Origin of the sequence: Tahibacter sp., from assembly GCF_032229445.1 — a bacterium.
In the GTDB taxonomy this organism is placed as follows: Bacteria; Pseudomonadota; Gammaproteobacteria; order Xanthomonadales; family Rhodanobacteraceae; genus Tahibacter.
This window is the reverse complement of the sequence record NZ_JAVTWC010000007.1, coordinates 45,905-67,501: the sequence shown is the minus strand read 5'-3', so window position 1 is coordinate 67,501 and position 21,597 is coordinate 45,905. Positions and strand designations below refer to the sequence as shown.

Below are 21,597 nucleotides of genomic sequence, written 5' to 3'. Positions count from 1 at the left end.
AAAAAACCGGATGAGATCGCGGGAGGTGGCGAGCGTCCGTGCTACTGCACCGCGATCTCATCCGGGTCGTCGAAACGTCAGGACGCTTCTCAATGTCCTGGCGTGGCCGCAGATCGCTCCGCAACGCCTGTTTCCGGCGCGGCCAGTCCGGTCAGATGATGCGGCACTGCAGGCCGCAAAGCTGGTCCTCATGCAAGGCATCGGCTACGTGGCGCCAGGCCGTGGTCGGGTCCAGGTCGCCGTGGTACAGCCCGGCATCGATCTCAATCTCGAAGGTCGGCCATTCATCGCGCCGTGTCGGGATCTGGCGTACGCGGTAGCGGCCCTGGGGCATGGCATCGAACAGGATGTTGAGCAGGGTCTCGCGCGCGATCTCGGGTTCCTGGTTGATCGCGACGGCACGCACGCTGGTCCAGTTGAAGCTCATGACCCTTTCCGCGAGAGCGAGGAAGTGACTGGCAATCTATCAACATATGCACAGCCGCCCGCACGGATTAACCCCCACGCCGGACAGGGGATTGAGCTCAGCATCTGTGGATTTGTCTGGAAGTGAACAGCGTCGTGGATGGCGGCTGGGAACGCCGCGCCGTTGCTCGGCCACGTCCGCCTGTTTGCGACCTTGACGGCCCGATCACGCGGAGTGACGCATCGTTGCCAAGGCACCCTCGCTTCGCGAAGTTCTTTTGCATCGGGCGGGCAACCGCCTGCGATGGCCGCGTGGGGTCGGGCATCAGGACGCGGTGTCGGCAGCGGGTGCTCAACTCTCCGGGAGGATTATTACTATGGTTGGCTCAGTGCCGTGGACCGGCGGACGTACGATCGTCGTCGACGACAACGCGGCCGCCGCCGCGATGCTGGCCGAGTTCCTGCGCCTGATCGGGCACGATTCCGAAATCGTTCCGATCACGACCGTGCGCGACATGGCCGATGACATCCTCGCGCGCGCACCGGACGTCGCCTTCGTCGACATCAGCCTGGCCGGCATAGACGGCCGCGAAATCGCCGCCACGCTGCGCGCCAGCGGCTGCAACGCCCACCTCGTCGCGATCACCGGCTTCGGCCGTCCCGAGGATATGCAGAGCACGCGCGACGCCGGGTTCGACGAGCATTGGACCAAGCCGCTCGATATCGACCGTGTCGAACGTTTCATGGCGACCGCGCCGCGGCGCGTGCGCGCCGACGTGTGAGCCTGCTCGCCTAGCGCACTGTCCGGAAATTCCTCGTGCGGTTGGCAATCTTCTGGAATTGCACTGTCGCCGCGCCGCCGCGGCGCTGATTCAAAAGCCGCGCATTCCGAAGCACTCGCGCACCTGGGCGCGGTAGCTTCGGCGTGAAACCAGCATCCGGCCCGAACCCCGTCGCAGGCGATAGCGTGCCGAATCGAGCGGTTCGATCTCGACGACGCCGCCGACGCGCACCAGCAGTGAGCGATGGATACGCGCGAACCGCTGCGGGACCAGCTCGGCCTGCAGTGCGATCGGTGTCTTGCGCACGACGAACTGCGACCGCTGCTATGCAATTCCACATTGTTTTGCTGTGCGGCGGCGTGGTCGATGCTGTCCGTCATGCAGATGCCAGCAGCCGTGTCGACGCGGTGCGCTAGTGGAGCCGGTGCTTGGCGGCAAGCCTGCTGCGGGGGGGGCGTCGTTCGGAGCGTGCGGTTCGTCCCGCAGCGGCCAGTTGGTGCGCGGAAGCGCCGATGACGACGGGGCAAAAGCGAAGTAGCAGGATGGCTAGGCCTGTAACGCCGGATGGTCCTTCCACGCCGGCATCCGGCGCATGTAGTCGCGCGTTCGCGCCTCGGCCACGTCGCGCGCGAGTTCGGGCTCACGTCCGAGCAGCCACTGCACCATGCGTTCGAAGCGTTCCTCGAAAGGCTGCAGCTCGCCGTGTGCGTCGACGCAATAGCTGCAGTACGTGCCGCTTTCGATCGGCATGCCGCAGCTCTGGCAGGAAGGTGCGTGGGTCATGGTGTACTCCGCGTGGTTGAGGAAAGCCGTGCCGCGTCGACGAGCGCGCGCAGGCCGGCAAGCAGTTGCGCACGTTGCTCAGCGCTCATGCGCGCCGTTGCCGCAGCGAGCGCATCGCGCGACAGCACCTGGCGCGAGCGCTCGAGCATGTCGGTGCCTGCGTCGGTGAGCCAGAGCAGGGTGCGGCGGCGGTCGCGTCCGTCGGGGCTGCGCGCGATCCAGCCGCTGGCCTCGATCCGGTCCATCAGTTCGCTGACTGCGGACAGTGCGCGCCGGAAGTGCCGTGCGGCCTCGCTGACCGTCAGCGGTCCGCTGCGCGCAAGATGCTGCAGCACCGCGAGCGATTCCGGTGACGGCCGTTTCTCGTCGCGGTGCCAGCGCGCATGCAGCAGTTCGTAGACTGCCGGGTAGAGGTCGGCAACCTGTTCGGCGGTGTGGTCGGCGTCGGGCATGCACTGCATTCTAGATAGCAATAATGCTTCGGCAATCCCGAAGCACTACGCGATGCGACCGGCATGGCCGTCGCCGGCCGCCGTGACGGCGGGCGAGGGCCCGGGACGCCATACCGCCGGGCCGGTCGTGCCGGCAGCGCTCGGGTCGGCAGTTCCGTTCCGGTCGATGAGACTTTGCGAACTTGCTGCTGTTTTTCGTCAAATGTGACGAATAACCCCGGCTCCGCCTGAGGCAAAACCCCGGTTGTGTGGCCCGTAATACGCGTCAGTATGAAGTCGTGAGGCAAGGACATCGGTGGACATCATGATCCTGCGCAAATACGTCGTGGTTTTCGATGTTCCGGCGCAGCTGTGGGAACTGCGCAAGATCGGCGCGGACCAGTCGGTCGAGCTGGTCGACCGGTTCACTACCCGCGAAGACGCGATCTGCGGCTGCAAGCGCTACTGCGGCGGACTGCGCTGCAACGGCTGGGTTGCCGATCTGCTCGCCTACGACCGCAACGGCGATATCGCGTTCGAGCAGCTGTTCGAGCCGGGCATTGCGGTCGGCTGAGCCGGGACGCTGCTGCGGCGCACGAGGCATTGCAGTATGGGCGGCACGTTCGTGTGCCTGCGCAAGACGGCCGCTGGAAGCGGCTGAATTGCCGCTAAGCCAGCGATATCGGTCGGCTCTCGACCCAACCGCGTTAGCCGCGCATGCGCCGCAGTGCGAACGCGGCGGCGAGCACCAGCAGAAACGCGCCATAGCCGATCAGGCTCGCGAGCACCTGCTTCCAGATCGCACCGGCGGCGGGATCGGCGTTGTGCATGCTCCACCAGCCGCTGGCCGCGGCGCAGACCAACGCGCACAGCAGGCTCGCCGCGTCGAACAGGCGCTGCGCCGCCGACGCGGGCTTGCGTCGTGTGCGCCAGTAGACGATGCCGAGCACGAGATACCACGGCAGCAACAGGATCAGCGAAAGGTTCAGCGCGATCAGCGGGCTCATGGCGTCATCCGAGTACGCCGTGCGGCTGGATGAAGCCGCTCGCGATTCCGGCGAGCACGAGCAGGATCAGCGCGACCGACAGCGCGATGCGCCGCGTCAGTGCCTTGACCATGCGGCCGCTGCCGCCCTTGTCGGTCATCATGAAGTACAGGCCAGCGCCGAGGTTGTAGACGATGACGGCGAGGAAGCCGAGCGCTATCAGGGTTTTCATGCGGTGTTCCGTTGCAGTGCGTGGGCGAGCGCGCCGAGTTGCCGCAGCGCGGGCAGGACATCGGCCGTCGCGTGCCCGCAGTTGATGCGCAGACAGTCGCTGAAGCGATGGTCGGGAGAAAAAATGTGCCCTGGCGCGATGCCGATGCCGTGGTGCAGCGCGGACTGGTGCAGGGCCATGGTGTCGACGCCGGTCGGCAGCGCGAGCCAGAGGAAATAGCCGCCGCGCGGCCGGGTCAGTCGCGTGCCCGCCGGGAACGCCGCCTCGATCGCCTGCATGGCGGCACTCATACGCGCCATCAGCGCCGTGCGCAGGCGGCGCAGGTGGCGGTCGTATCCGCCCTCCTCGAGGTAGTGCAGCAGCGCGGTCTGAGCCGGCACCGAGGCCGCCATGGTCGTCATCAGGACGAGGCGCTGTATGCGCTGCGCCTGGCGACCCGCGGCGATCCAGCCGACGCGATAGCCCGGCGCCAGGCATTTGGAGAACGACGAGCAGTGCAGCACCAGTCCGGCCTCGTCGTAGGCCTTGGCCGGGCGTGGCCGTTGCGCGCCGAAATACAGTTCCGCATAGACGTCGTCTTCGATCAGCGGCACTTCGTGCCGTGCCAGCAGTGCGACCAGCGCGCGCTTGTGCGCTTCTGGCATGAGGCTGCCGAGCGGATTCTGGAACGTCGGCATCAGCCAGCAGGCGGCGACGCGCTGCCGCGACAGGGCCTCGGCCAGCGCCTCGAGGTCGATGCCGCGTTCCGGATCGGTGCGGATCTCCAGCGCCTTGAGCTTGAGCCGCTCGATCGCCTGCAGCGCCGCGTAGAACGCGGGTGATTCGATGATGACGGTATCGCCGGGCTGGGTCACCGCCTGGAGCGCCGCATTGAGTCCTTCGAGAGCGCCGGTGGTGACGACGATCTCGTCGGGCTGCAGGCGAATCCCGTCGATGCGGTAGCGCAGCGCGATCTGTTCACGCAGGCGCGGATTTCCCGGTGAGAGGTTTTCCACAATGCTGCCAGGGTCGAGCCGGCGCAGGCCCTTGGCCATCGCCTTCGCCAGTTGCGCGAGCGGAAACAGGTCCGGCCCGGGAAAGGCCGAACCCAGCGGCGCGATGCCGCTGGAGCGCGCCGCGCGCAATACCTCGAACACGAGATCACTCATCGCGACCTCGTTCGCCTCGCGGCCCGGCGCGGTGACTGCCAGCTCGCTCGCGGCAGTCGTCATCGGCGCGGATACGTAGAAACCGGACTGTGGCCGCGCGTGGATCAATCCTTCGCGTTCGAGGCGCTGGTAGGCCTGGAACACGGTCGATGCGCTGACGCCGCGGCGCGCGCGGGTTTCGCGCACCGACGGCAGGCGCTCGCCCGGAGTGAGCTGGCCGTCGCGGATCAGCGCGGCGATCTCGTCGGCGTACTGGTCATAGAGTTTCATCGCTCAGCGCTCGTCGATGCCGCCCCAGGCGTCGACGTCGCTGGCGCTCACGGGGCGTGCGTCCCGCCCCCAGCGTGCGCGCAGCGTGCTGACGAGGGCGGCGACGTCGGCAGCCGACAGCGTCTGGGCGTACGGCGGCATGGTCCAGGGCTGCGGATTCTGCGGCGTGGCCGGTCCGACCGCGCCGAACAGGGTCAGCTTGATCGCGTTGATCGGATCCGGGCCGGTGATCGCCGAGGACGCCTGCAGCGATGGGTACTTGCCCGCTTCGCCGCGGCCGTCCTGGCCGTGGCAGTCGGCGCAGTGCTCGGCGTAGAGCCGGTCGCCGAGTGCGCGCTGCTCCGCCGGCAGGTCCCACGCCGGCGCTTCGCGCCGCGACGGCGGCGCAGGTGCCAGCGTGCGCAGATAGGCTTCCATCGCGTCGGCATCGGCGACATCGAGGTGCTGCAGGTTCTGCGCGATCACATCGGCCATCTTGCCGTAGGCCGCGTGGCCGTCGATGGAAGCGCCGCGCAGGTAATGCGCCAGCGCGCCCGGCGGATAGCGAGCCAGCGTCCGCGCGTCGAGCGCGGGGGCGTACCAGCCCGACACCCTGCCACCATCGAGCCGGGTGCCCCCGGCCAGCGACGAAAACGTGCCGCGGGTGCCATGGCAGACCGCGCAATGGCCGATGCCATTGACGAGTGCCGCGCCGCGCTGCAGTGCCGATACTGCCGTCGTTGCGGGGCGTGGCGGCGCAGGACGGTAGTACAGCAGCCGCCAGGCGGTCATCGCGCCCGGCAGGCTGGCCGGGAATTCGAGCCGGTCTGCGGCGGGTGTCTGTGCGACGGGGGGCAGCGTGGCGAGAAAGGCGTACAGCGCGTCCAGCTCCGCATCGTCGAGCAGGGCAAAGTTCGCATACGGGAATACCGGCGCCTGTACGCCGTTGCGGCTGACGCCGTGGCGCATCGCGTGGCGGAATTCGGCCAGCGACCACGCGCCGATGCCGTGCTGCACGTCCGGCGTGAGATTGCTGCTGTGGATCGTGCCGTAGGGTGTGGCGAAGGCGCGTCCGCCCGCGTAAGCCGCGCCGCCGTGGGTCGTGTGGCAGCCGCCGCAATTGCCGATCTGGGCGAGCCGGCGGCCGTGTTGGATCAATGCCGCATCGGCGGACACGACGCGGGCGATGCCGGTGGGCACACGGAACGGGGCCATGCCGCCTTGCTGCAGGAACATCAGGCCGATCCAGCCCGCGGCCAGCAGCACCAGCGGCAGCAGCACGATAGTGGCGAACAGCAGGCGTCGGCGCAGCGTCATGGCTGCACCGGCGCGTGTGGCAGATCGGCACAGGCCAGTGGCGGCAGGAAACTGCCTGCTGCGGCCGGCCGTTGCGGCTCGTCGTGCACCTGCACCGACAGCCATGTCGCGATCGCGCGGATCTCGCCCGGATCGAGCGCTCGCGCGATTCCGGCCATGCAGTCCGGCGCCTGCGCCGTGCGCACGCCCGTGCGCCAGCCGCCGAACTGCGCGACCACGTATTCCTCGGGCAACCCGACGAGGCCTGGGATGGCGGGTTCGAGACCGGCCAGATCCGCGCCGTGGCAGGCGGTGCAGGCCGGTATCCGGCGCGCCGTATCGCCGTCTTCGATCAGCTGCCGCGCACGCTGCGTGAGCGCCGCATCGACGCTGTTTACGGGCTCGCCGGGCGCGCGGGTGCGCGGCGGCATCGCCGCGAAATGCTGCGCGATCGCCTGCAGATAGGCATCGTCCATGTTGCGCACGAGCCAGCCCATCTGCGGATAGTTGCGGCCGCCGTCGCGGAACGCGCGCAGCTGGCGGAACAGGTACTGCGCCGGCTTGCCGGCCAGATGCGGGTAGTAGACGGCGCCCGTCATCCCTTCGCCCCGGGCGCCGTGGCAGGCGTTGCAGGCGGCCAGGCGATCGGTCAGGTCGGCGGATTCCGGCGCCGCGGCCTGCACGGCGGAACCCAGCGACAGCAACAGCAGCAACAGATAGCGGCAATGTTCCATGTCGCCTATGGTGACCGGATCAGTCGGGACCGAACAGCGTCAGTTTTGACACTGTTTCACGGTATCAGTTGCGCCGCCGGCGGCGCGATTCACCCCAGACCTTCGCCCGGATCCGCCGTGCGTGTCGCGGTGATACGACGTCCGTTCATCGCCGCGCGCTGGCGCAGTCCCGATTCGATGTTCAGCACGATCTCGTCGATGTTGGCTGGCTTGCCGAAATGCGCGTCGAAGCCGGCGGACAGGGCTTCGTCGCGTTCCCCGAGCGAGGAGAATCCGGTCAAGGCCACGACATACAGGGGCGGCGCCTGCGTCAGCGCTTCACGCTGGCGCAGCTCGCGCACGAGCTGGTAGCCGTCCATGCGCGGCATGGCGATGTCGGCCACCATGACGTCGAATAGGTCGTGGCTCAGGTGTTCCAGCGCCTCGAACGCGTCGCAGGCGGTCGTCACCGTGGCTTCCAGGGCGGTGAACAGCATGCCCAGGGCATCGCGTCCGCAGGCTTCGTCGTCGACCACGAGGATGCGCACGCCTGCCAGCGACGAGGCCGGCGCTGGCGAGGACTGGCTGCCGCCGCGGGCTTCCTGCAGTGTGAGCGGCGTCAGCGGCAGGCGCACGACGAAGCGCGCGCCGCGGCCAAGCCCCGCGCTGCTGGCGATCACACTGCCGCCGTGCGCGTCGGTCAGGTTGCGCACGATGGAAAGGCCCAGACCCAGGCCGCCGAATTCGCGCGTCTTGCTGATGTCGCGCTGGCTGAAGCGGTCGAAGATGCGCGGCAATTCGTCTTCGGCGATGCCTATGCCGGTGTCGCTGACGCTGAGTTCCACATAGTTGCCGACGCGAGCAAGGCTCACGTCGACATGGCCGCCCGCCGGCGTGAACTTGACCGCGTTCTCGAGCAGGTTGCTGACGATCTGCTGCAGCCGCCGGATATCGCCGGTGACCATGATCGGCAGGGACAGGCCCGACGAGGCGACCGTCTTGCCGGCTTCGGCCGCCCGCGGCGCGAGCGCGTCGGTCAGCGCGCGCACCACGGCGGCGATATCGGTCGGCCGCAGATCCAGCACGAGACTGCCGCTGGTGATGCGCGAGATGTCGAGCAGGTCGTTGATGAGCTGCGCCTGGGTCTTGCAGCTGCGGTCGATCGCGTCAACGCCGAGCGCGACCTTCGGGTCCGCGTTGGTGACGCCGATGACACGCAGCACCTGTAGCCAGTTCGCGATGACGTTGAGCGGCGCGCGCAGTTCATGGCTGACGAGGGCGAGAAAATCGTTTTTTGCGGCATTGGCGCGCTCGGATTCGGCGCGTGCCCGGTTGGCCACGTCGAGTGCGATCTTCAGGTGATGGATGTCCTGGAACGCGAGCACCGCGCCCTCGATGCGGCTTTCGCTGGTCTGGTAGGCGCGTGCCCAGAGGATGAACCAGCTGCCGTGGTGGTCCTGCACTTCGCGCTCGACCGGCCGCAGTTCCTGCAGCGCCTCGTTGAAAGCGGAGTCGAGGACCGCGCCGGGGAACATGCCGGCGGCCAAACAACTGCCGGCGCTCGCTTCGGTCAGCCCGAACAGTTCTGCCGCGGCGGGTGAGAAATGCCGCACGTTCTGTTCGCGATCGAGCATCAGCACCGGCACCGGAATGCCGCGTATCAGGTTGCTCAGATCGTCGTTGAGCGCGACCAGCTGTTCATTGCCCTGCCGCAGCTCCTCGTTGAGCGACGTCAGGTGTGTATTGGCCTGTTCCAGGTCGCGCTTGGCTTCCTTGAGTTCCTCGTTGGCGCTCTGCAGCTCTTCGTTGGCCGAGAGGATTTCCTCGTTCGCGGTACGCAGTGCCTCGCTGGTCGCATCGTATTCCGCGACCAGATTGCGCAGCTGCGCGCGGGTCTGTTCCAGCTCGTCGCCGAGCACGCGGACATAGCGTTCCAGGTCTTCGTTGCGCGCGTCGGAACTCGACGCCGCCGGTGGTTCCGCGTCGCGCGTGGCGCAGGCCTGCACCGAGACCAGGAAATAGCGTTCGGTGCCGCCGGCCGGGATCGGCACGACGTCCAGCGTGCAGTGCTGATCGCCCAGACGTACGCGTTCGCGCCGTACCGGAAGCTTGCCGCGCACCGCCTCCATGAGCGCCGCGCGCACGTCGACCTGCAGTTCCGCGCGCACCAGCCGCGCGAGCGACAGCGCGGCGTCGCCGCTGGTAGGCTGCAGCAGATGCGCGGTATCGCCGCGGAACTGTACGACGCGGCCGTTCGCGTCGACCACGAATCCGGGCGGCGCATAGCGCGCGAGCGCGAGGCGGTCGACGAGGCTTTCGAGCGAAGCCTGCGTGCCGTCGGTGGGCGCGGCCACCGCGCTGGTCGGCAATTCGGTGAACGAGAAGCCGCGGACCGGCGGGCGCGTGATCTGGCGGCGCCGGTACAGGCTCAGCGCCGGCTCGCGGTCTTCGAACAGCTCCGCATCGGCGGTTTCGGACGGCCCCAGCAACAGGTGCCCGCCGCGGCGCAGCGCGTAGAAGAACACATCGAACGCCTGGCGCTTGGCCGACTTGCGCAGATAGATCAGGAAATTGCGCGCCGAGACCAGATCGACGTTGGAGAACGGTGCATTCGAGAACACGTCGTGTGCGGCGAACACGCACATCTCGCGCACCGGCTTGGCGATGCGCCAGCCTTTGTCGTCGCGTACGAAGTAGCGCGAACGCAGGTATTCCGGCACCGACGCCAGCGCGGTGGCGTCGTAGCAGCCGGCGCGCGCATGCTGGATCGCGCGTTCGTTGATATCGCTGCCAAAGATCTGCACTTTGCGCGAGATGCCGGCGACCTGCAGCGTGTGGTGCAGCAGGATCGCGATCGAATACGCCTCCTCGCCGGTGGAGCAGGCCGGCACCCAGATGCGGATCGCGTCGGCCGTGCGGTCGAGCAGGTCAGGAAATATGTGCTGTTCCAGCGCGACGACGAATTCCTGGTCGCGGAAGAACGCGGTGACGCCGATCAGCAGGTCGTCGCGGAACGTGGACAGCTCGCCGACGTCGTCGCGCAGCACGCCGAGATAAGCCGACAGATCCCCGCGCGAGCGCAAGAAGGCGCGGCGCAGAAGGCGACGGCGCACGTTGGCGTCCTTGTAGTAACGCAGGTCCAGGCCGAGCTGCGTTTGCACCAGCGCGAGCGCTTCGGCGATGAGTGCGGCCTCGTCGTGTGGTGGCGTCGCGACGTCGCCGGGGCCGAAGAAGCGCTCCAGCACGGCGCCGATCTCCTCGGGCACGAGGATCTCGTCGGCTAGGCCTTCCTCGATCAGCGCCTGCGGCATGCCGTCGTGCTCGGCGCTCTGCGGCGCCTGGGCGATGACCAGGCCGCCGTCAAGCTTGACCGCGGCGGCGCCGGCCACGCCGTCGCTGCCGATGCCCGACAGCACCACGGCCGCGACGCAGACATCGTCCTGCGCCGCGGCGGATTCCAGGAACCGGTCGATGGCGTGATTGGCGCCGGGCGGTCGTGCGGCGATCTGTGCGCAGCGCTCGTGCACGCCGGCTACTTCGCCGGGACTCAGCACATAGACGGTCGCGTCCTCCAGCCGTTCGCCGTGAACGAGCGCGCGCAGCGGCAGCGGCGTGGCCTTCTGCAGGATTTCCGTCAGGACGCTTTCGTGCGTTGGATCGAGGTGGGGGATCACCACCGTGACGAATTGCGGGCGTTCCGGCAGTCCTGCCAGGGTGCGTTTGAGCGCGTCGATGCCACCGGCGGAAGCGCCCAGCACGGCAACCCTCCACGAGGCCGACGGCTCGTCTTCTGCAGTGCCGGCGCGCTCTTCACTCATGGTTGATCTCTTCGACTGGCCAGGGACCGGACCGGTCGTTGCCTCTCGCGGCGGCAGCAGGCCCGCGGCGATTCTAATGCCGAGGCACCGACGAGCGAGACTCGTCGCGAGTCCGATGAGCCTGCTTGTAGCCAGGATTGTGTCGAAGGGGCGTGACGTGGGCCGCATTGCGCTGATGCGCGGAATGCGGCCAATATGATGATTGCGGCCATCGGCCCGTGTCGTTGGTTGCGGCAGCAACCGCGCGCCTGACGGGCGCGAAGACTTGCGCAAGGTCGCAGGAATCGTCACGGAAAGGGGAAGCCGAAGTATGGAAACGCGCATCTGGGCGGCCACATTGGCCTGCCTGTTTCTGCTGGCTGGCTGCAGGCTGCCGGAGCAGGGGCAGGCCGATGTCATGCGCATGGAAACTTACGATCAGCAAACGCAGAAGGTGGCACAGCAGCAAGCCGAAACCGATCGTCAGATGAAACAGTACGACGCGCAGATGAAGCGGGCGGAAGATCAGGCGCGGCGCATGGATCTGCTGCTCAAGCGATGGGAGGAGCAGGCCAACCGCTACGACGCGATACTCGATCGCTGGGAAAAGCAGGGTAGGCCGGACCCGCAGAGACGCTGATCGCAGCCCTGTCTGCATGACATTGTCTGCTGCCTGCTCGCAGGCAGCGCCGAAAGCGGGACGGCGGCGTCCGCCGGAATTGCGCCGTCCCGCCGAGACCTTAGCGCGCCGGCGCGTAGTTCACCGGCACCCAGCGATAGCCGGTTCCCTCGGCATTGATGTAGCCGATGCCGGGGAACGACAGATGCGCCGCGGCGATCAGGCGGCCGTCCTTCGCGGCCGCATCGAACGCCTTGCGGCGGTCGGCGGCGGCAGTCTTGCTGTCGCTGTCGAAGGCGATCACGACTTCCGGGTGCGGGAACTGCACCGCGCCGACGTGGATCATGTCGCCGATCACTTCGAGCTTCTGCTGTCCGCTTTCGATCAGATAGCTGTTGTGGCCTGGCGTATGGCCGTGCTGCGCGACGCTGCGGATGCCCGGCGTCAATTCGGTATCACCCTCGAACGGCTTGAACTTGCCGGCCTTCGCGTACGGATTGATCGCGTCCTGCGCCATCTTGAAGAACGGCTTGCTGCCTTCGGCCGCCGCGGCCATGGTGGCTTCGTCGAGCCAGAAGCCGGCGTCGGCCTTGTCGACGCGCACGATGGCGTTGGGGAAATTCGGCTTGCCGTCGGTCGACAGGTTGCCGACATGATCGCCATGCAGGTGGGTGATGTAGATCTCGTCGACCTGCGCCGGCGTATAGCCCGCGCTCTTGAGGCTCTGCATCAGCTTGCCGCCATGCTCGCCCATGCTGCCGGCGCCACCCGTGTCGATCAGCACGAGTTTCGTGCCGGTGTTGACGAGGAACGCATTCATCGATGTGACCACCGGCTCGTGGATGTGCACGGCGGCGAGGTCCTGCGTGATCTGCTCGACGCTGCGGCCCTGCAGCAGCTTGGTCGGTTCGAGATTGAGCCAGCCGTCGGACAGCGCGGTGACCTCGAACGCGCCGACCGAAATGCGGTAGTAGCCGGGCTGCGTCTTTACCGCGGGCGCTGCGGCGAGCGCGGGGAAGGCGACGGCTGCCAGGACGGCAGGGGCGAGAAACAGCGTGGCCAGGCGATGCGAGACAGGCGTGCGGCGAGCGCGTACGGACGGCATGGAAGTTCTCCGGTAAATCAGGTTGTTGGCGGGGAAGAGCGCGACGGGGGCAAGTCTTGCGTGAGGTCGCGGCAAGCGTAAACGGCCGTTTGCCAGGGCGAAAGGTGGAAAACCGCCGCGTCTGCGGCGCCCCAATAGCGTCGGGGCCGGCACCGCAGCGTTCGACGCACGAGGCAGAGCGTGCATCGATCCCCGCAAGGCCTGCGTCAAGGCACGGTCGTCGCCGTGACGCCGCGCGCGGACGCTGGGTGTTTTTCAGACGAGTTCGGGTTCGCGTCCCACGTCGGCGCCGTCCGGCGGGGCGGGCGCCGCGTTGACCGCCTTGGCGATGCCGGCGAGCGTGGTCCTCGCCGTGTCGCGCGCCTGCTTGGCCTGTTCGCATTCGCGCCGCTTGTCGGGGCAGAGCATCTGCATGTAGTCGGCGTCGTAGTCGAAGCGCTCGACCAGGAAGTCGACGAACGCGCGCACCTTCGGCGACTGCACGCGGCCGCGCGGGAACACCGCGTTGAGTTCGTATTCCGAGCCGTTCCAGGCCGGCAGCACGCGGCGCAGGTAGCCGGCTTCGACGTAGGGTTTCACCATCACGTCGTTGGCCAGCATCAATCCTTCGCCGCCGACCAGCGCGCCGCGCAGGCCGGCCGGGTCGTTGGCGACGAACACCGGGTCTATGCGGTATTCAACCAGCCCGCTGCCGTCGTCCAGCGGCCAGTAGAAGCTGCCGTTGCGGCGCTGCTTGTTCATTGCCAGCGCGCGGTGGTGCTGCAGATCGTCCGGATGCAGTGGCTCTCCATGCTTTTTCAAATAATCCACACTGGCAAAGATCTGCGTGCGCAGGGTGGCCAGCTTGCGTGCGACGAGGTTGGAATCGGGCAGCTGGCCGACGCGCAGCGCGATATCGATTTCCTTGTCGATGATGTCGAGCGGCTCGTTGGTGAGCAGCATTTCCACGCGTACCTCCGGATGGCGCGCGTGGAATTCGCCGAGCAGCGGCGCGATGCGTTCGATACCGAAGGAGTAGGGCGCGGTGATGCGCAGCCAGCCGCGCGGCCCGCCCTGCAACTGGCTGACGGCGCTTTCCGCCTCGGCGAGCTCGCGCGCGATGCGCTGGCAGTGTTCGAAGTAGATGTTGCCGGCTTCGGTGAGGCCGAGCTTGCGTGTGGTGCGATGCAGCAACTGCGCGCCGAGGCGCGTTTCGAGTTCCTGCACCTTGCGGCTCACGGTGGTCTTGGGCAGGCGCAGGGTCTTGGCGGCGGCGATGAAGCTGCCTTGCTCCACCACTTTGACGAAGATCAGGGTGTCGTTGAGATCGCGGGACATGGCGGAACCTCCGGACGAGGGGGAATGGGCCATTGGCCCACTGCGGGGACAATTATTCCCCGATTTGGTGGCTAATCAAGCGCCGGCGGGAGGACTACCTTGTGCCCCGTCGTATCCAGCGAGACCTGCAATGTCCTCCGCCACCGTCCGCCGCCTGCTGTTTGCCGTCGCCGCCGCCATCGTTCTGGCGGGTTGGTGGCTGCGCTCGACTGCCCCCCGCCTGGCCGCGATTCCCGAGGCTGCAGCTCGTTTTTCACTGTTCTTCGGGCTGCTGGGCCTTACCTTGCTAGCGGCGTCCGGAAGCGACGCCCGGCGTTCGCCGTCGCGCGGTCGAAACTGCGCCATCATCCCGTTCGCGGGAGAAAAAATCCCATGAACGGGACAATACTTTCGCCGCTCGTCGTGCTCGACGCGGCCGGTCCGATCGGCGGCGGTGTCGTCGCCGCGGCGGTTGCGGCGCATTGGCCGCTGGTCGCGGTCGATTCCGATCCCGCCGCGCTGCGCGTACTCGCTGCGGCCTATCCGCAGGCCGCGCTGACCTTGCTGCAGGGCTGCGCACGCGATGAAGCGACTGCGGCGAAACTCTCTGCTGCACTGCGGTCGCTCGATCTGCCGCTGGGTGGCGTCATCGCCGCGGTCGACGGCGAGCTGCTGCGCGGTCGCCTGCTCGACCTGCCGGTGGATGCGAGCTGCCGCCGCTTCGAGGCGGCGCTCGCGCCGCAACTCGCCGCGGCACGTCACCTGCTGCCCCTGCTCGCCGATGGCGGCCGCGGCGCCGGCTATGTGCTGGTCGGCGGTCCCGGCGGCGTCAATCCCTGGGCTGGCTACGGCCATCCGTCCGTCACCGAGGCAGCGCTGCGCATGCTCGCGCGCGTGCTCCATGGCGAGGCGCGTCCGCTCGGCGTGCGCGTGCAACTGCTCTCGCTGGATACCCCCGCCTGGGGCGTGCACGCGGGCCTGCCGCGGGCGGACTGGCCGAGTGCGCTCGATATCGGCAGGCATGCGCTCGAGCTGTTCGGTCCCGGCGCGCCGACCGACGCCATCGTCGAGTTCAGCACCCGGCGTGCAGCCGTCGATCGCCACGACATCTCTACTCCGGGCAGCGACCAGCGCGATGCGCGCGCGCTGCCCGGCACCGTTTCGAACACGTCACATCACGAGGTTTCGCCATGACTGCGCCTGCCCCCTCCAACCCGAAACACCTGTCTCGCGTGGCCACGCGCCTGTCGCTGGTCGCGCTCGCGCTGGTCGCGGCCATTGGCGTCGGCCTGTCCGGCTGCTCCAGCACGGCGGCACCGGCCGCGCCGCCGCCGCCCGACGTCAGCGTCGCCGCCGTCGTCGCTAAACCGGTGCGGCAGTGGGACGACTTCACCGGCCGCATCGGCGCGGTGGAAATGGTCGAGCTGCGCGCGCGCGTCAGCGGCTACGTGCAGCGTGTCGCCTACGAGGAAGGCCAGGAGGTCAAGAAGGGCGACCTGCTTTTCGTGATCGACCCGCGACCGTATCGCGCCGTGCTCGATCGCGCGCTGGCCGACCTCGACCGCGCACGCGCCGAAGCGCGTCTCGCGCAGGCGCAGGATGCGCGTGCGCAATCGCTGATCGAGGCCAAGGCGATCTCGCGCGAGGAATTCGAGACGCGCAAGGCCGCCACGGCACAGGGCGGTGCCGGCGTACGCGCCGCCGAAGCTGCGGTCGCTGCCGCGCAGCTGGACCTGACCTTCACCGAAGTGCGCTCGCCGATCGACGGCCGCGCCGGGCGCGCCGCCATCACGCAGGGCAATCTCGCCCAGGCCGACGCGACCTTGTTGACCACGGTCGTGTCGCAGGATCCGGTCTACGTCAATTTCGAGAGCGACGAACAGGCCTACCTGCGCTATCTGGAACTGGCGCGCAAGGGCGAACGCAGCGGCAGCCACAATCCGGTGCGCGTCGGCCTGGCCAACGAAGACGGCTATCCGCACGAAGGCACCGTCGACTTCGTCGACAACCAGGTCGATGCGGCCACAGGTACGATTCGCGCGCGCGCCATCCTGCGCAATCCCGACCGCGTCTTCACGCCCGGCCTGTTCGCGCGCGTGCAGCTCGAAGGCAGTGCCGAGTTCCAGGCGCTGCTGATCGACGACAAGGCCGTGCTGACCGACCAGGACCGCAAGTACGTCTACGTGCTCGGCGAGCAGAACAAGGCCATGCGCAAGGACGTCGTGCTCGGCCGCACCGTCGAAGGCCTGCGCGTCGTGCAGTCGGGCCTGCAGGCGCAGGAAAAAGTCATCGTGCACGGCGTGCAGAAAGTGTTCTTCCCGGGCATGCCGGTCACGCCGACGCTGATCGAGATGGGTGCTGCGGCGCCGCCACCGCAGCAAGTCGCAGTGCATTGAGGCAAACCGGCCGGGACAGACGCGCCGCCTGCGGTTGGCGTTCGTCCCGGCAGCCGCAAGCGGCGTGTCGCCGCCGCCGTGATCATTTCGCCGACGCGTCGCCGCCAGCGCCGTGAAGGCTCCGTATTGCAAGGATTCCACTCATGGATTTCTCCCGCTTTTTCATCGACCGGCCGATTTTCGCGGCCGTGCTGTCGATCGTCATATTCGCCGCCGGCCTGATCGCGATACCGCTGCTGCCGATCGGTGAATATCCCGAGGTCGTGCCGCCGTCGGTCGTCGTGCGCACCGTGTATCCGGGCGCCAATCCCAAGGTCATCGCCGAGACCGTCGCCACGCCGCTGGAGGAGTCCATCCGCGGCGTCGAAGGCCTGATGTACGTGAAGTCGGTCGCGAGTTCCGACGGCGTGCTGCAGATCACGGTCACCTTCCGCGCCGAAGTCGACGCGGACGAGGCGACCGTGCGCGTGCAGAACCGCGTCAACCAGGCGCTCGCGCGCCTGCCCGAGGATGTGCGGCGCCAGGGCGTGACCACGCAGAAGCAGTCACCGGTGTTCCTCATGGTCGTGCACCTGGTCTCGCCGACCGGCAAGTACGACACGCTGTATCTGCGCAACTACATGCGCATGAACGTGAAGGACCAGATCGCGAGCATCCCTGGCGTCGGCGAGGCGCAGCCGTTCGGCGGCGGCGACTACGCCATGCGCCTGTGGCTGGATCCGGACAAGGTCGCCTCGCGCGGCCTGACCGCGGGCGACGTGGTCCGCGCCGTGCGCGAGCAGAACATCCAGGTCTCCGCCGGCCAGCTCGGCGCCGAGCCCATGCCCAACGGCAGCGAGTTCCTGACCCTGATCAATGCCAAAGGCCGTCTGAGCACGACCGAGGAATTCGGCAACATCGTGCTCAAGAGCGGCGAAGGCGGTGAGATCGTGCGCCTGGCCGACGTCGCGCGGATCGAACTCGCTGCGGGCGACTACTCCATGCGCGCGCGCCTCGACGGCATGAATGCCGCGGCAATCGGCGTGTTCCAGGCGCCGGGCGCCAACGCGCTGCAGATCCGTGACGAGGTGATCCGGCGCATGGACGACATGTCCAAGCGCTTCCCGCCGGGCATCGAGTACAAGTCGATCTACGACACCACGATGTTCGTACGCGATTCGATCAAGTCGGTCATCACGACGCTGTTCGAAGCCACCTTGCTCGTGGTGCTCGTCGTGATCCTGTTCCTGCAGACCTGGCGCGCCTCGATCATTCCGCTGCTGGCCGTGCCGGTGTCGGTAGTGGGCACGTTCGCCGCGCTGTATCTGCTCGGCTTCTCGATCAACACGCTGACCTTGTTCGGCCTCGTGCTCGCGATCGGCATCGTCGTCGACGACGCGATCGTGGTCGTGGAGAACGTCGAACGGCACATCGAGAAAGGCGCGGCGCCGCTGCATGCGGCGCACCTGGCGATGCGCGAAGTCTCCGGCCCGATCATTGCGATCGCGCTGGTGCTGTGCGCGGTGTTCGTGCCGATGGCGTTTCTCAGCGGCGTCACCGGCCAGTTCTACAAACAGTTCGCGGTGACCATCGCGATCTCCACGGTGATCTCGGCGATCAACTCGCTGACCCTGTCGCCGGCGCTGGCCGCGCGCCTGCTCAAGCCCCATGGCGCGGCCAAGGACGCGCCGACGCGACTGATCGACCGCGCGTTCGGCTGGCTGTTCCGCCCGTTCAACCGGTTCTTCAACACCAGTTCGGCGCGCTACGAAAAAGGCGTTTCGCGCGTGCTCGGCCGGCGCGGCATGGTGTTCGCGGTCTATGCGGTGCTGCTGCTGTCTACCGGACTGATGTTCCAGATCGTGCCGCGTGGCTTCATCCCGGTGCAGGACAAGTCCTACATCATCGCTGGCGTGAAGATGCCGGAAGGCGCGTCGATCGAGCGCACCGACGCGGCCCTGAAGAAGATCGCCGACGTCGCGATGCGCATCGAAGGCGTTGCCAACGAAGTCGCTTTCCCAGGCCTGAACCCGTTGCAGTTCAGCAATACGCCGAACATCGGCGTGACGTTCTTCAACCTCAAGCCGTTCAGCGAGCGCAGCCGCAGTGCGGCCGAGATCAATGCCGAACTCAGCATGAAGATTTCCGCCATCCAGGAAGGCCTCGCGTTCTCGCTGCTGCCGCCGCCGATCCAGGGGCTCGGCAACGGCTCGGGCTATTCGCTCTACGTCGAAGACCGCACCAACCTCGGCTACGGCGCGCTGCAAAGCACGGTGCAGGCGTTCCAGGGCGCGGCGATGCAGACGCCGGGTCTGGGCTTCGTCAACAGCAGCTACCAGGCCAACGTGCCGCAGCTCGACGCCGAGGTCGACCGCGTCAAGGCCAAGGCGCAGGGCGTGCCGCTGAACGAGCTGTTCGACACGCTGCAGACCTATCTCGGGTCGGCCTACGTCAACGACTTCAACCTGTTCGGCCGCACCTGGCAGGTCATCGCCCAGGCCGACGGCCAGTTCCGTGACAGCGTCGAGGACATCGCCAACCTGCGCACGCGCAACGTCAACGGCGAGATGGTGCCGATCGGCAGCATGGTCAAAGTGCAGCAGACCTTCGGTCCCGACCCGGTCATCCGCTATAACGGCCATCCCGCCGCCGACCTCATGGGCGAAGCCGATCCGACGCTGCTGTCCTCGGCCCAGGCGATGGAAAAACTTGAGGAACTCGCTAGCCAGGTATTGCCCAACGGCATGGCGATCGAGTGGACCGACCTGAGCTACCAGCAGGCCTCGCAGGGCAATGCGGCGCTGATCGTGTTCCCGCTCGCGGTGCTGCTTGCCTTCCTCGTGCTGGCCGCGCTGTACGAGAGCTGGACGCTGCCGCTCGCGGTGATCCTGATCGTGCCGATGTGCATGCTGTCCGCGCTGATCGGCGTCTGGATGACCGGCGACAACAACGTGTTCGTGCAGGTCGGCCTGGTCGTGCTGATGGGACTGGCGTGCAAGAACGCGATCCTGATCGTCGAATTCGCGCGCGAACTCGAAATGCAGGGCCGCAGCATCGTCGAGGCCGCGCTGGAATCCTGCCGCCTGCGCCTGCGCCCGATCGTGATGACCTCGATCGCGTTCATCGCCGGCACCGTCCCGCTGCTGTTTGCCCACGGCGCCGGCGCCGAAGTGCGCCAGGCCACGGGCATCACCGTGTTCGCCGGCATGCTCGGCGTCACCCTGTTCGGCCTGTTTCTCACGCCGGTGTTCTACGTCGCGCTGCGCAAGCTCGCCGGCACGAAGCTGGGCAGCCACGGCAGCCCCGCGCTGGAGATCGTCCATGCATAAGTTCACTGCTTCCCGCCTGCGTTTTCCGACGCTTTCGCTGCTCGCGCTGGCGTTGAGCGCCTGCGCAGTCGGTCCGGAGTTCGTGCGGCCGACGACGCAGACCTCGGCGGCCTTCGCCCGCGCCGACGCGTCGGTGGGCGCAGATACTTCGCCCGTCGACCTGCTCGAATTCTGGCGCGGCTTCGAGGATGCGCAGCTGACCGCGTTGGTCGAGACCGCGCTCGCGGAGAACCACTACCTGAAGATCGCGCTCGCGCGCTACGACCAGGCCAACGCGCTGCTGCGCGGCGCGAAGTTCGACCAGTTCCCGACCGTGACGGCCAACGCCGAAGCAGCGCATGCGTTGTCCTCGGCCGACCAGGCGCCGGGCCTGACGCGTGCGCAGCGCGACGGCGAGCGCTACAGCGCGGGCATCGCCGCGAGCTGGGAGCTCGACCTGTTCGGGCGCATCCGCCGCGGCGTCGAGGCCAGCCGCGCGGACGCTGCGGCCAGCGCGGCGGATCTGCAGGCCGTGCAGGTCGCCGTCGTCGGCGAAGTCGCGCGCACCTACGTGGAATTGCGCGGCCTGCAGGAACGTCTGCGTGTCGCGCAGGAAAACGCGGGCACGCAGCGTGAAACCCTGCGTCTCGTCGACACGCGAGTGAACGCCGGTCGCGGCACCGGGTTCGACACCGCCCGCGTGCGGGCGCAGCTCGAAGCGACGCAGGCGCGCGTGCCGGCGCTCGAAGGCGCCGTTGCGGTCGCGTTGCATAGGCTGGCCGTGCTCACGGGCCGGCCGCCGGCAGCGCTGATCGCGGACTTCACGCCGCAGCGCGCATTGCCGTCATTGCCGGCCCGGCTCGATCCAGGCACGCCGGGCGACGTGCTGCGCCGCCGCCCCGACGTCGTCGCCGCCGAATATCGCCTGCATGCGGCCACCGCGCGCATCGGCGTCGCCACGGCCGACCTGTTCCCGCGCTTCACGCTGGGCGGGCTGCTGGGCACGCAGGCGATCGACAGCAGCGCGCTGTTCGAAGGCGGCAGCGCGACGCACCTCGTCGCACTCGGCATCGACTGGTCCTTTCTCGACCTCGGCCGCGTGAATGCGCGCATCGCCGCGGCGGATGCGCAGGCGGTCGGTGAGCTCGCGAACTATCGCAAGACCGTGCTGCTCGCGCTGGAAGACACGGAGAACGCGCTCGTGCGCTACGCCTACGCCCGGCGCGAGGATGCGCATCTCGACCGCGCCGCTATCGACAGCGCCGAGGCGGCGCGTCTGGCGCGATTGCGTTTCGACGCCGGCGCGGCCGACCTGCTCGAAGTGCTCGACGCAGAGCGCACGCGTCTGCAGGCCCAGGACGCGTTCGCTGACGCGCGCACGCGCAGCATCGTCGGCGCGATCGGTGTGTACAAGGCGCTCGCCGGCGGATGGCCCGGCACGCTGCCGTTGCGCGAGCCGATCGCCGGGCGCTGAACGGTACGGGCGGCCACGGCGCGCGGAGATGGGCATCGTCTGCGTCGTGGCCGTCGCGAATCGGCGGCGCGAGGCGATGTCCGCTCAGCGTGGCCGCATCGCGCGCGTCGCGGTGATCGACCGATCTGCACGCTTGCCGAATCCACTGTTACGGTCGTGTGTCGCAGGGAAACGCGGCAGTGCGCGGCTGCCGGTGGTCGCAGTCAGCGACACGTCGCAGTGGATTCACGCCCGCGTCCCTTTCGGCCGTCATGCTGTGCGCAACGGTGGCAGCATGGCCATCATCGGATCGTCGCCGCATGCCCCGTCGCCGCACTGGTGCCAGCGCACTGAAATCCTGGACGTCCGCGATGCGAGCGGCGTTGCGGCTCGCCGCTACCGCGTCGGCGGCGAGCCGGCGCATGGCCACAGCGATGGGACAGACGCGGACAAAGCCCAAGCCTGCTGTGAAGAAGGTCGCGGCAAAGACCGGCCAGCGCAGCGTGACAAACGGCCGCGCGCCCAGGCGCGGCACGGCGAAGAATGGTGCAACCACGCGCGACGCGAAGCCGATCGGTACCTCGCGTAGCCGGACCGCCGCCCGATCGCCGGCATCCGC

The 21,597-nt window shown here is 68.0% G+C and carries 21 protein-coding genes; 9 read left to right on the top strand and 12 right to left on the bottom strand.

Annotated features, from left to right (window positions below; all coding sequences use genetic code 11):
• Positions 1 to 151: 151 nt before the first annotated feature.
• A complete protein-coding gene (locus RUU78_RS02045) occupies positions 152 to 427 on the bottom strand; it encodes a hypothetical protein (protein ID WP_313913166.1) in 276 nt (91 codons plus the stop codon).
• Positions 428 to 782: 355 nt separating this feature from the next.
• Between RUU78_RS02045 and RUU78_RS02040 the strand changes: the two genes are divergently transcribed.
• Positions 783 to 1,187: a response regulator gene (locus tag RUU78_RS02040; protein WP_313913164.1), complete on the top strand. Its 405-nt coding sequence runs from the start codon at positions 783 to 785 to the stop codon at positions 1,185 to 1,187.
• A 90-nt stretch (positions 1,188 to 1,277) separates the two neighbouring features.
• Here RUU78_RS02040 and RUU78_RS02035 read toward each other — a convergent pair whose 3' ends face one another.
• The 3 genes from RUU78_RS02035 to RUU78_RS02025 all read right to left on the bottom strand — a co-directional run bounded on the left by RUU78_RS02035 (position 1,278) and on the right by RUU78_RS02025 (position 2,422).
• A complete protein-coding gene (locus tag RUU78_RS02035; RefSeq protein ID WP_313913162.1) occupies positions 1,278 to 1,493 on the bottom strand; it encodes a LytTR family DNA-binding domain-containing protein in 216 nt (71 codons plus the stop codon).
• A gap of 240 nt (positions 1,494 to 1,733) precedes the next feature.
• Positions 1,734 to 1,970, bottom strand: coding sequence for a zinc ribbon domain-containing protein (locus tag RUU78_RS02030; protein ID WP_313913161.1), 237 nt, complete (start codon positions 1,968 to 1,970; stop codon positions 1,734 to 1,736).
• Positions 1,967 to 2,422 (bottom strand): MarR family transcriptional regulator, encoded by a 456-nt coding sequence (locus RUU78_RS02025; protein ID WP_313913158.1) that lies wholly within the window; start codon positions 2,420 to 2,422, stop codon positions 1,967 to 1,969. The genes RUU78_RS02030 and RUU78_RS02025 overlap by 4 nt, the downstream gene beginning before the upstream one ends.
• A gap of 304 nt (positions 2,423 to 2,726) precedes the next feature.
• Here RUU78_RS02025 and RUU78_RS02020 point away from each other — a divergent pair, with 304 nt between their 5' ends.
• Positions 2,727 to 2,975 carry a hypothetical protein gene (locus tag RUU78_RS02020; protein ID WP_313913156.1) on the top strand — a complete coding sequence of 83 codons (249 nt, stop codon included), beginning with the start codon at positions 2,727 to 2,729 and terminating at the stop codon, positions 2,973 to 2,975.
• Between the two features lie 133 nt (positions 2,976 to 3,108).
• On the opposite strand, the gene RUU78_RS02015 is transcribed toward RUU78_RS02020, so the two are convergent.
• The 6 genes from RUU78_RS02015 to RUU78_RS01990 all read right to left on the bottom strand — a co-directional run bounded on the left by RUU78_RS02015 (position 3,109) and on the right by RUU78_RS01990 (position 10,843).
• Entirely contained in the window at positions 3,109 to 3,408 is a 300-nt protein-coding gene (locus RUU78_RS02015; protein WP_313913154.1) for a hypothetical protein, read from the bottom strand.
• Between the two features lie 4 nt (positions 3,409 to 3,412).
• Complete coding sequence (locus RUU78_RS02010) at positions 3,413 to 3,619, bottom strand: twin transmembrane helix small protein (protein ID WP_313913151.1); 207 nt, start codon at positions 3,617 to 3,619, stop codon at positions 3,413 to 3,415.
• The gene (locus tag RUU78_RS02005) at positions 3,616 to 5,037 is read right to left on the bottom strand and encodes a PLP-dependent aminotransferase family protein (protein WP_313913149.1); all 1,422 of its coding nucleotides are present in this window, start codon (positions 5,035 to 5,037) and stop codon (positions 3,616 to 3,618) included. Before RUU78_RS02005 ends, RUU78_RS02010 begins: the two co-directional genes overlap by 4 nt.
• Positions 5,038 to 5,040: 3 nt before the next feature.
• Positions 5,041 to 6,333, bottom strand: coding sequence for a c-type cytochrome (locus RUU78_RS02000; RefSeq protein ID WP_313913148.1), 1,293 nt, complete (start codon positions 6,331 to 6,333; stop codon positions 5,041 to 5,043).
• Positions 6,330 to 7,046, bottom strand: a complete 717-nt coding sequence (locus tag RUU78_RS01995) for a c-type cytochrome (RefSeq protein WP_313913146.1) — start codon at positions 7,044 to 7,046, stop codon at positions 6,330 to 6,332. The genes RUU78_RS02000 and RUU78_RS01995 overlap by 4 nt, the downstream gene beginning before the upstream one ends.
• Positions 7,047 to 7,135: 89 nt before the next feature.
• Positions 7,136 to 10,843 carry a CheR family methyltransferase gene (locus RUU78_RS01990; protein ID WP_313913143.1) on the bottom strand — a complete coding sequence of 1,236 codons (3,708 nt, stop codon included), beginning with the start codon at positions 10,841 to 10,843 and terminating at the stop codon, positions 7,136 to 7,138.
• A gap of 310 nt (positions 10,844 to 11,153) precedes the next feature.
• On the opposite strand from RUU78_RS01990, the gene RUU78_RS01985 reads away from it, so the two are divergent.
• Positions 11,154 to 11,462, top strand: coding sequence for a hypothetical protein (locus RUU78_RS01985; protein WP_313913141.1), 309 nt, complete (start codon positions 11,154 to 11,156; stop codon positions 11,460 to 11,462).
• Between the two features lie 100 nt (positions 11,463 to 11,562).
• Here RUU78_RS01985 and RUU78_RS01980 read toward each other — a convergent pair whose 3' ends face one another.
• Complete coding sequence (locus RUU78_RS01980; RefSeq protein ID WP_313913139.1) at positions 11,563 to 12,546, bottom strand: MBL fold metallo-hydrolase; 984 nt, start codon at positions 12,544 to 12,546, stop codon at positions 11,563 to 11,565.
• Between the two features lie 255 nt (positions 12,547 to 12,801).
• Positions 12,802 to 13,863, bottom strand: a complete 1,062-nt coding sequence (locus RUU78_RS01975; protein WP_313913137.1) for a LysR substrate-binding domain-containing protein — start codon at positions 13,861 to 13,863, stop codon at positions 12,802 to 12,804.
• A gap of 130 nt (positions 13,864 to 13,993) precedes the next feature.
• Between RUU78_RS01975 and RUU78_RS01970 the strand changes: the two genes are divergently transcribed.
• The 6 genes from RUU78_RS01970 to RUU78_RS01945 all read left to right on the top strand — a co-directional run bounded on the left by RUU78_RS01970 (position 13,994) and on the right by RUU78_RS01945 (position 21,567).
• Positions 13,994 to 14,239, top strand: coding sequence for a hypothetical protein (locus RUU78_RS01970; protein WP_313913135.1), 246 nt, complete (start codon positions 13,994 to 13,996; stop codon positions 14,237 to 14,239).
• Complete coding sequence (locus tag RUU78_RS01965) at positions 14,236 to 15,036, top strand: SDR family NAD(P)-dependent oxidoreductase (RefSeq protein WP_313913133.1); 801 nt, start codon at positions 14,236 to 14,238, stop codon at positions 15,034 to 15,036. Before RUU78_RS01970 ends, RUU78_RS01965 begins: the two co-directional genes overlap by 4 nt.
• Positions 15,033 to 16,238, top strand: a complete 1,206-nt coding sequence (locus RUU78_RS01960; RefSeq protein WP_313913131.1) for an efflux RND transporter periplasmic adaptor subunit — start codon at positions 15,033 to 15,035, stop codon at positions 16,236 to 16,238. The genes RUU78_RS01965 and RUU78_RS01960 overlap by 4 nt, the downstream gene beginning before the upstream one ends.
• Positions 16,239 to 16,381: 143 nt before the next feature.
• On the top strand, positions 16,382 to 19,546 hold the full coding sequence (locus tag RUU78_RS01955) for a multidrug efflux RND transporter permease subunit (protein ID WP_313913129.1): 3,165 nt from the start codon (positions 16,382 to 16,384) through the stop codon (positions 19,544 to 19,546).
• Positions 19,539 to 20,999: an efflux transporter outer membrane subunit gene (locus tag RUU78_RS01950; protein ID WP_313913127.1), complete on the top strand. Its 1,461-nt coding sequence runs from the start codon at positions 19,539 to 19,541 to the stop codon at positions 20,997 to 20,999. Before RUU78_RS01955 ends, RUU78_RS01950 begins: the two co-directional genes overlap by 8 nt.
• A 28-nt stretch (positions 21,000 to 21,027) precedes the next feature.
• Positions 21,028 to 21,567: a hypothetical protein gene (locus tag RUU78_RS01945; RefSeq protein ID WP_313913125.1), complete on the top strand. Its 540-nt coding sequence runs from the start codon at positions 21,028 to 21,030 to the stop codon at positions 21,565 to 21,567.
• The last annotated feature ends 30 nt before the right edge of the window (positions 21,568 to 21,597 follow it).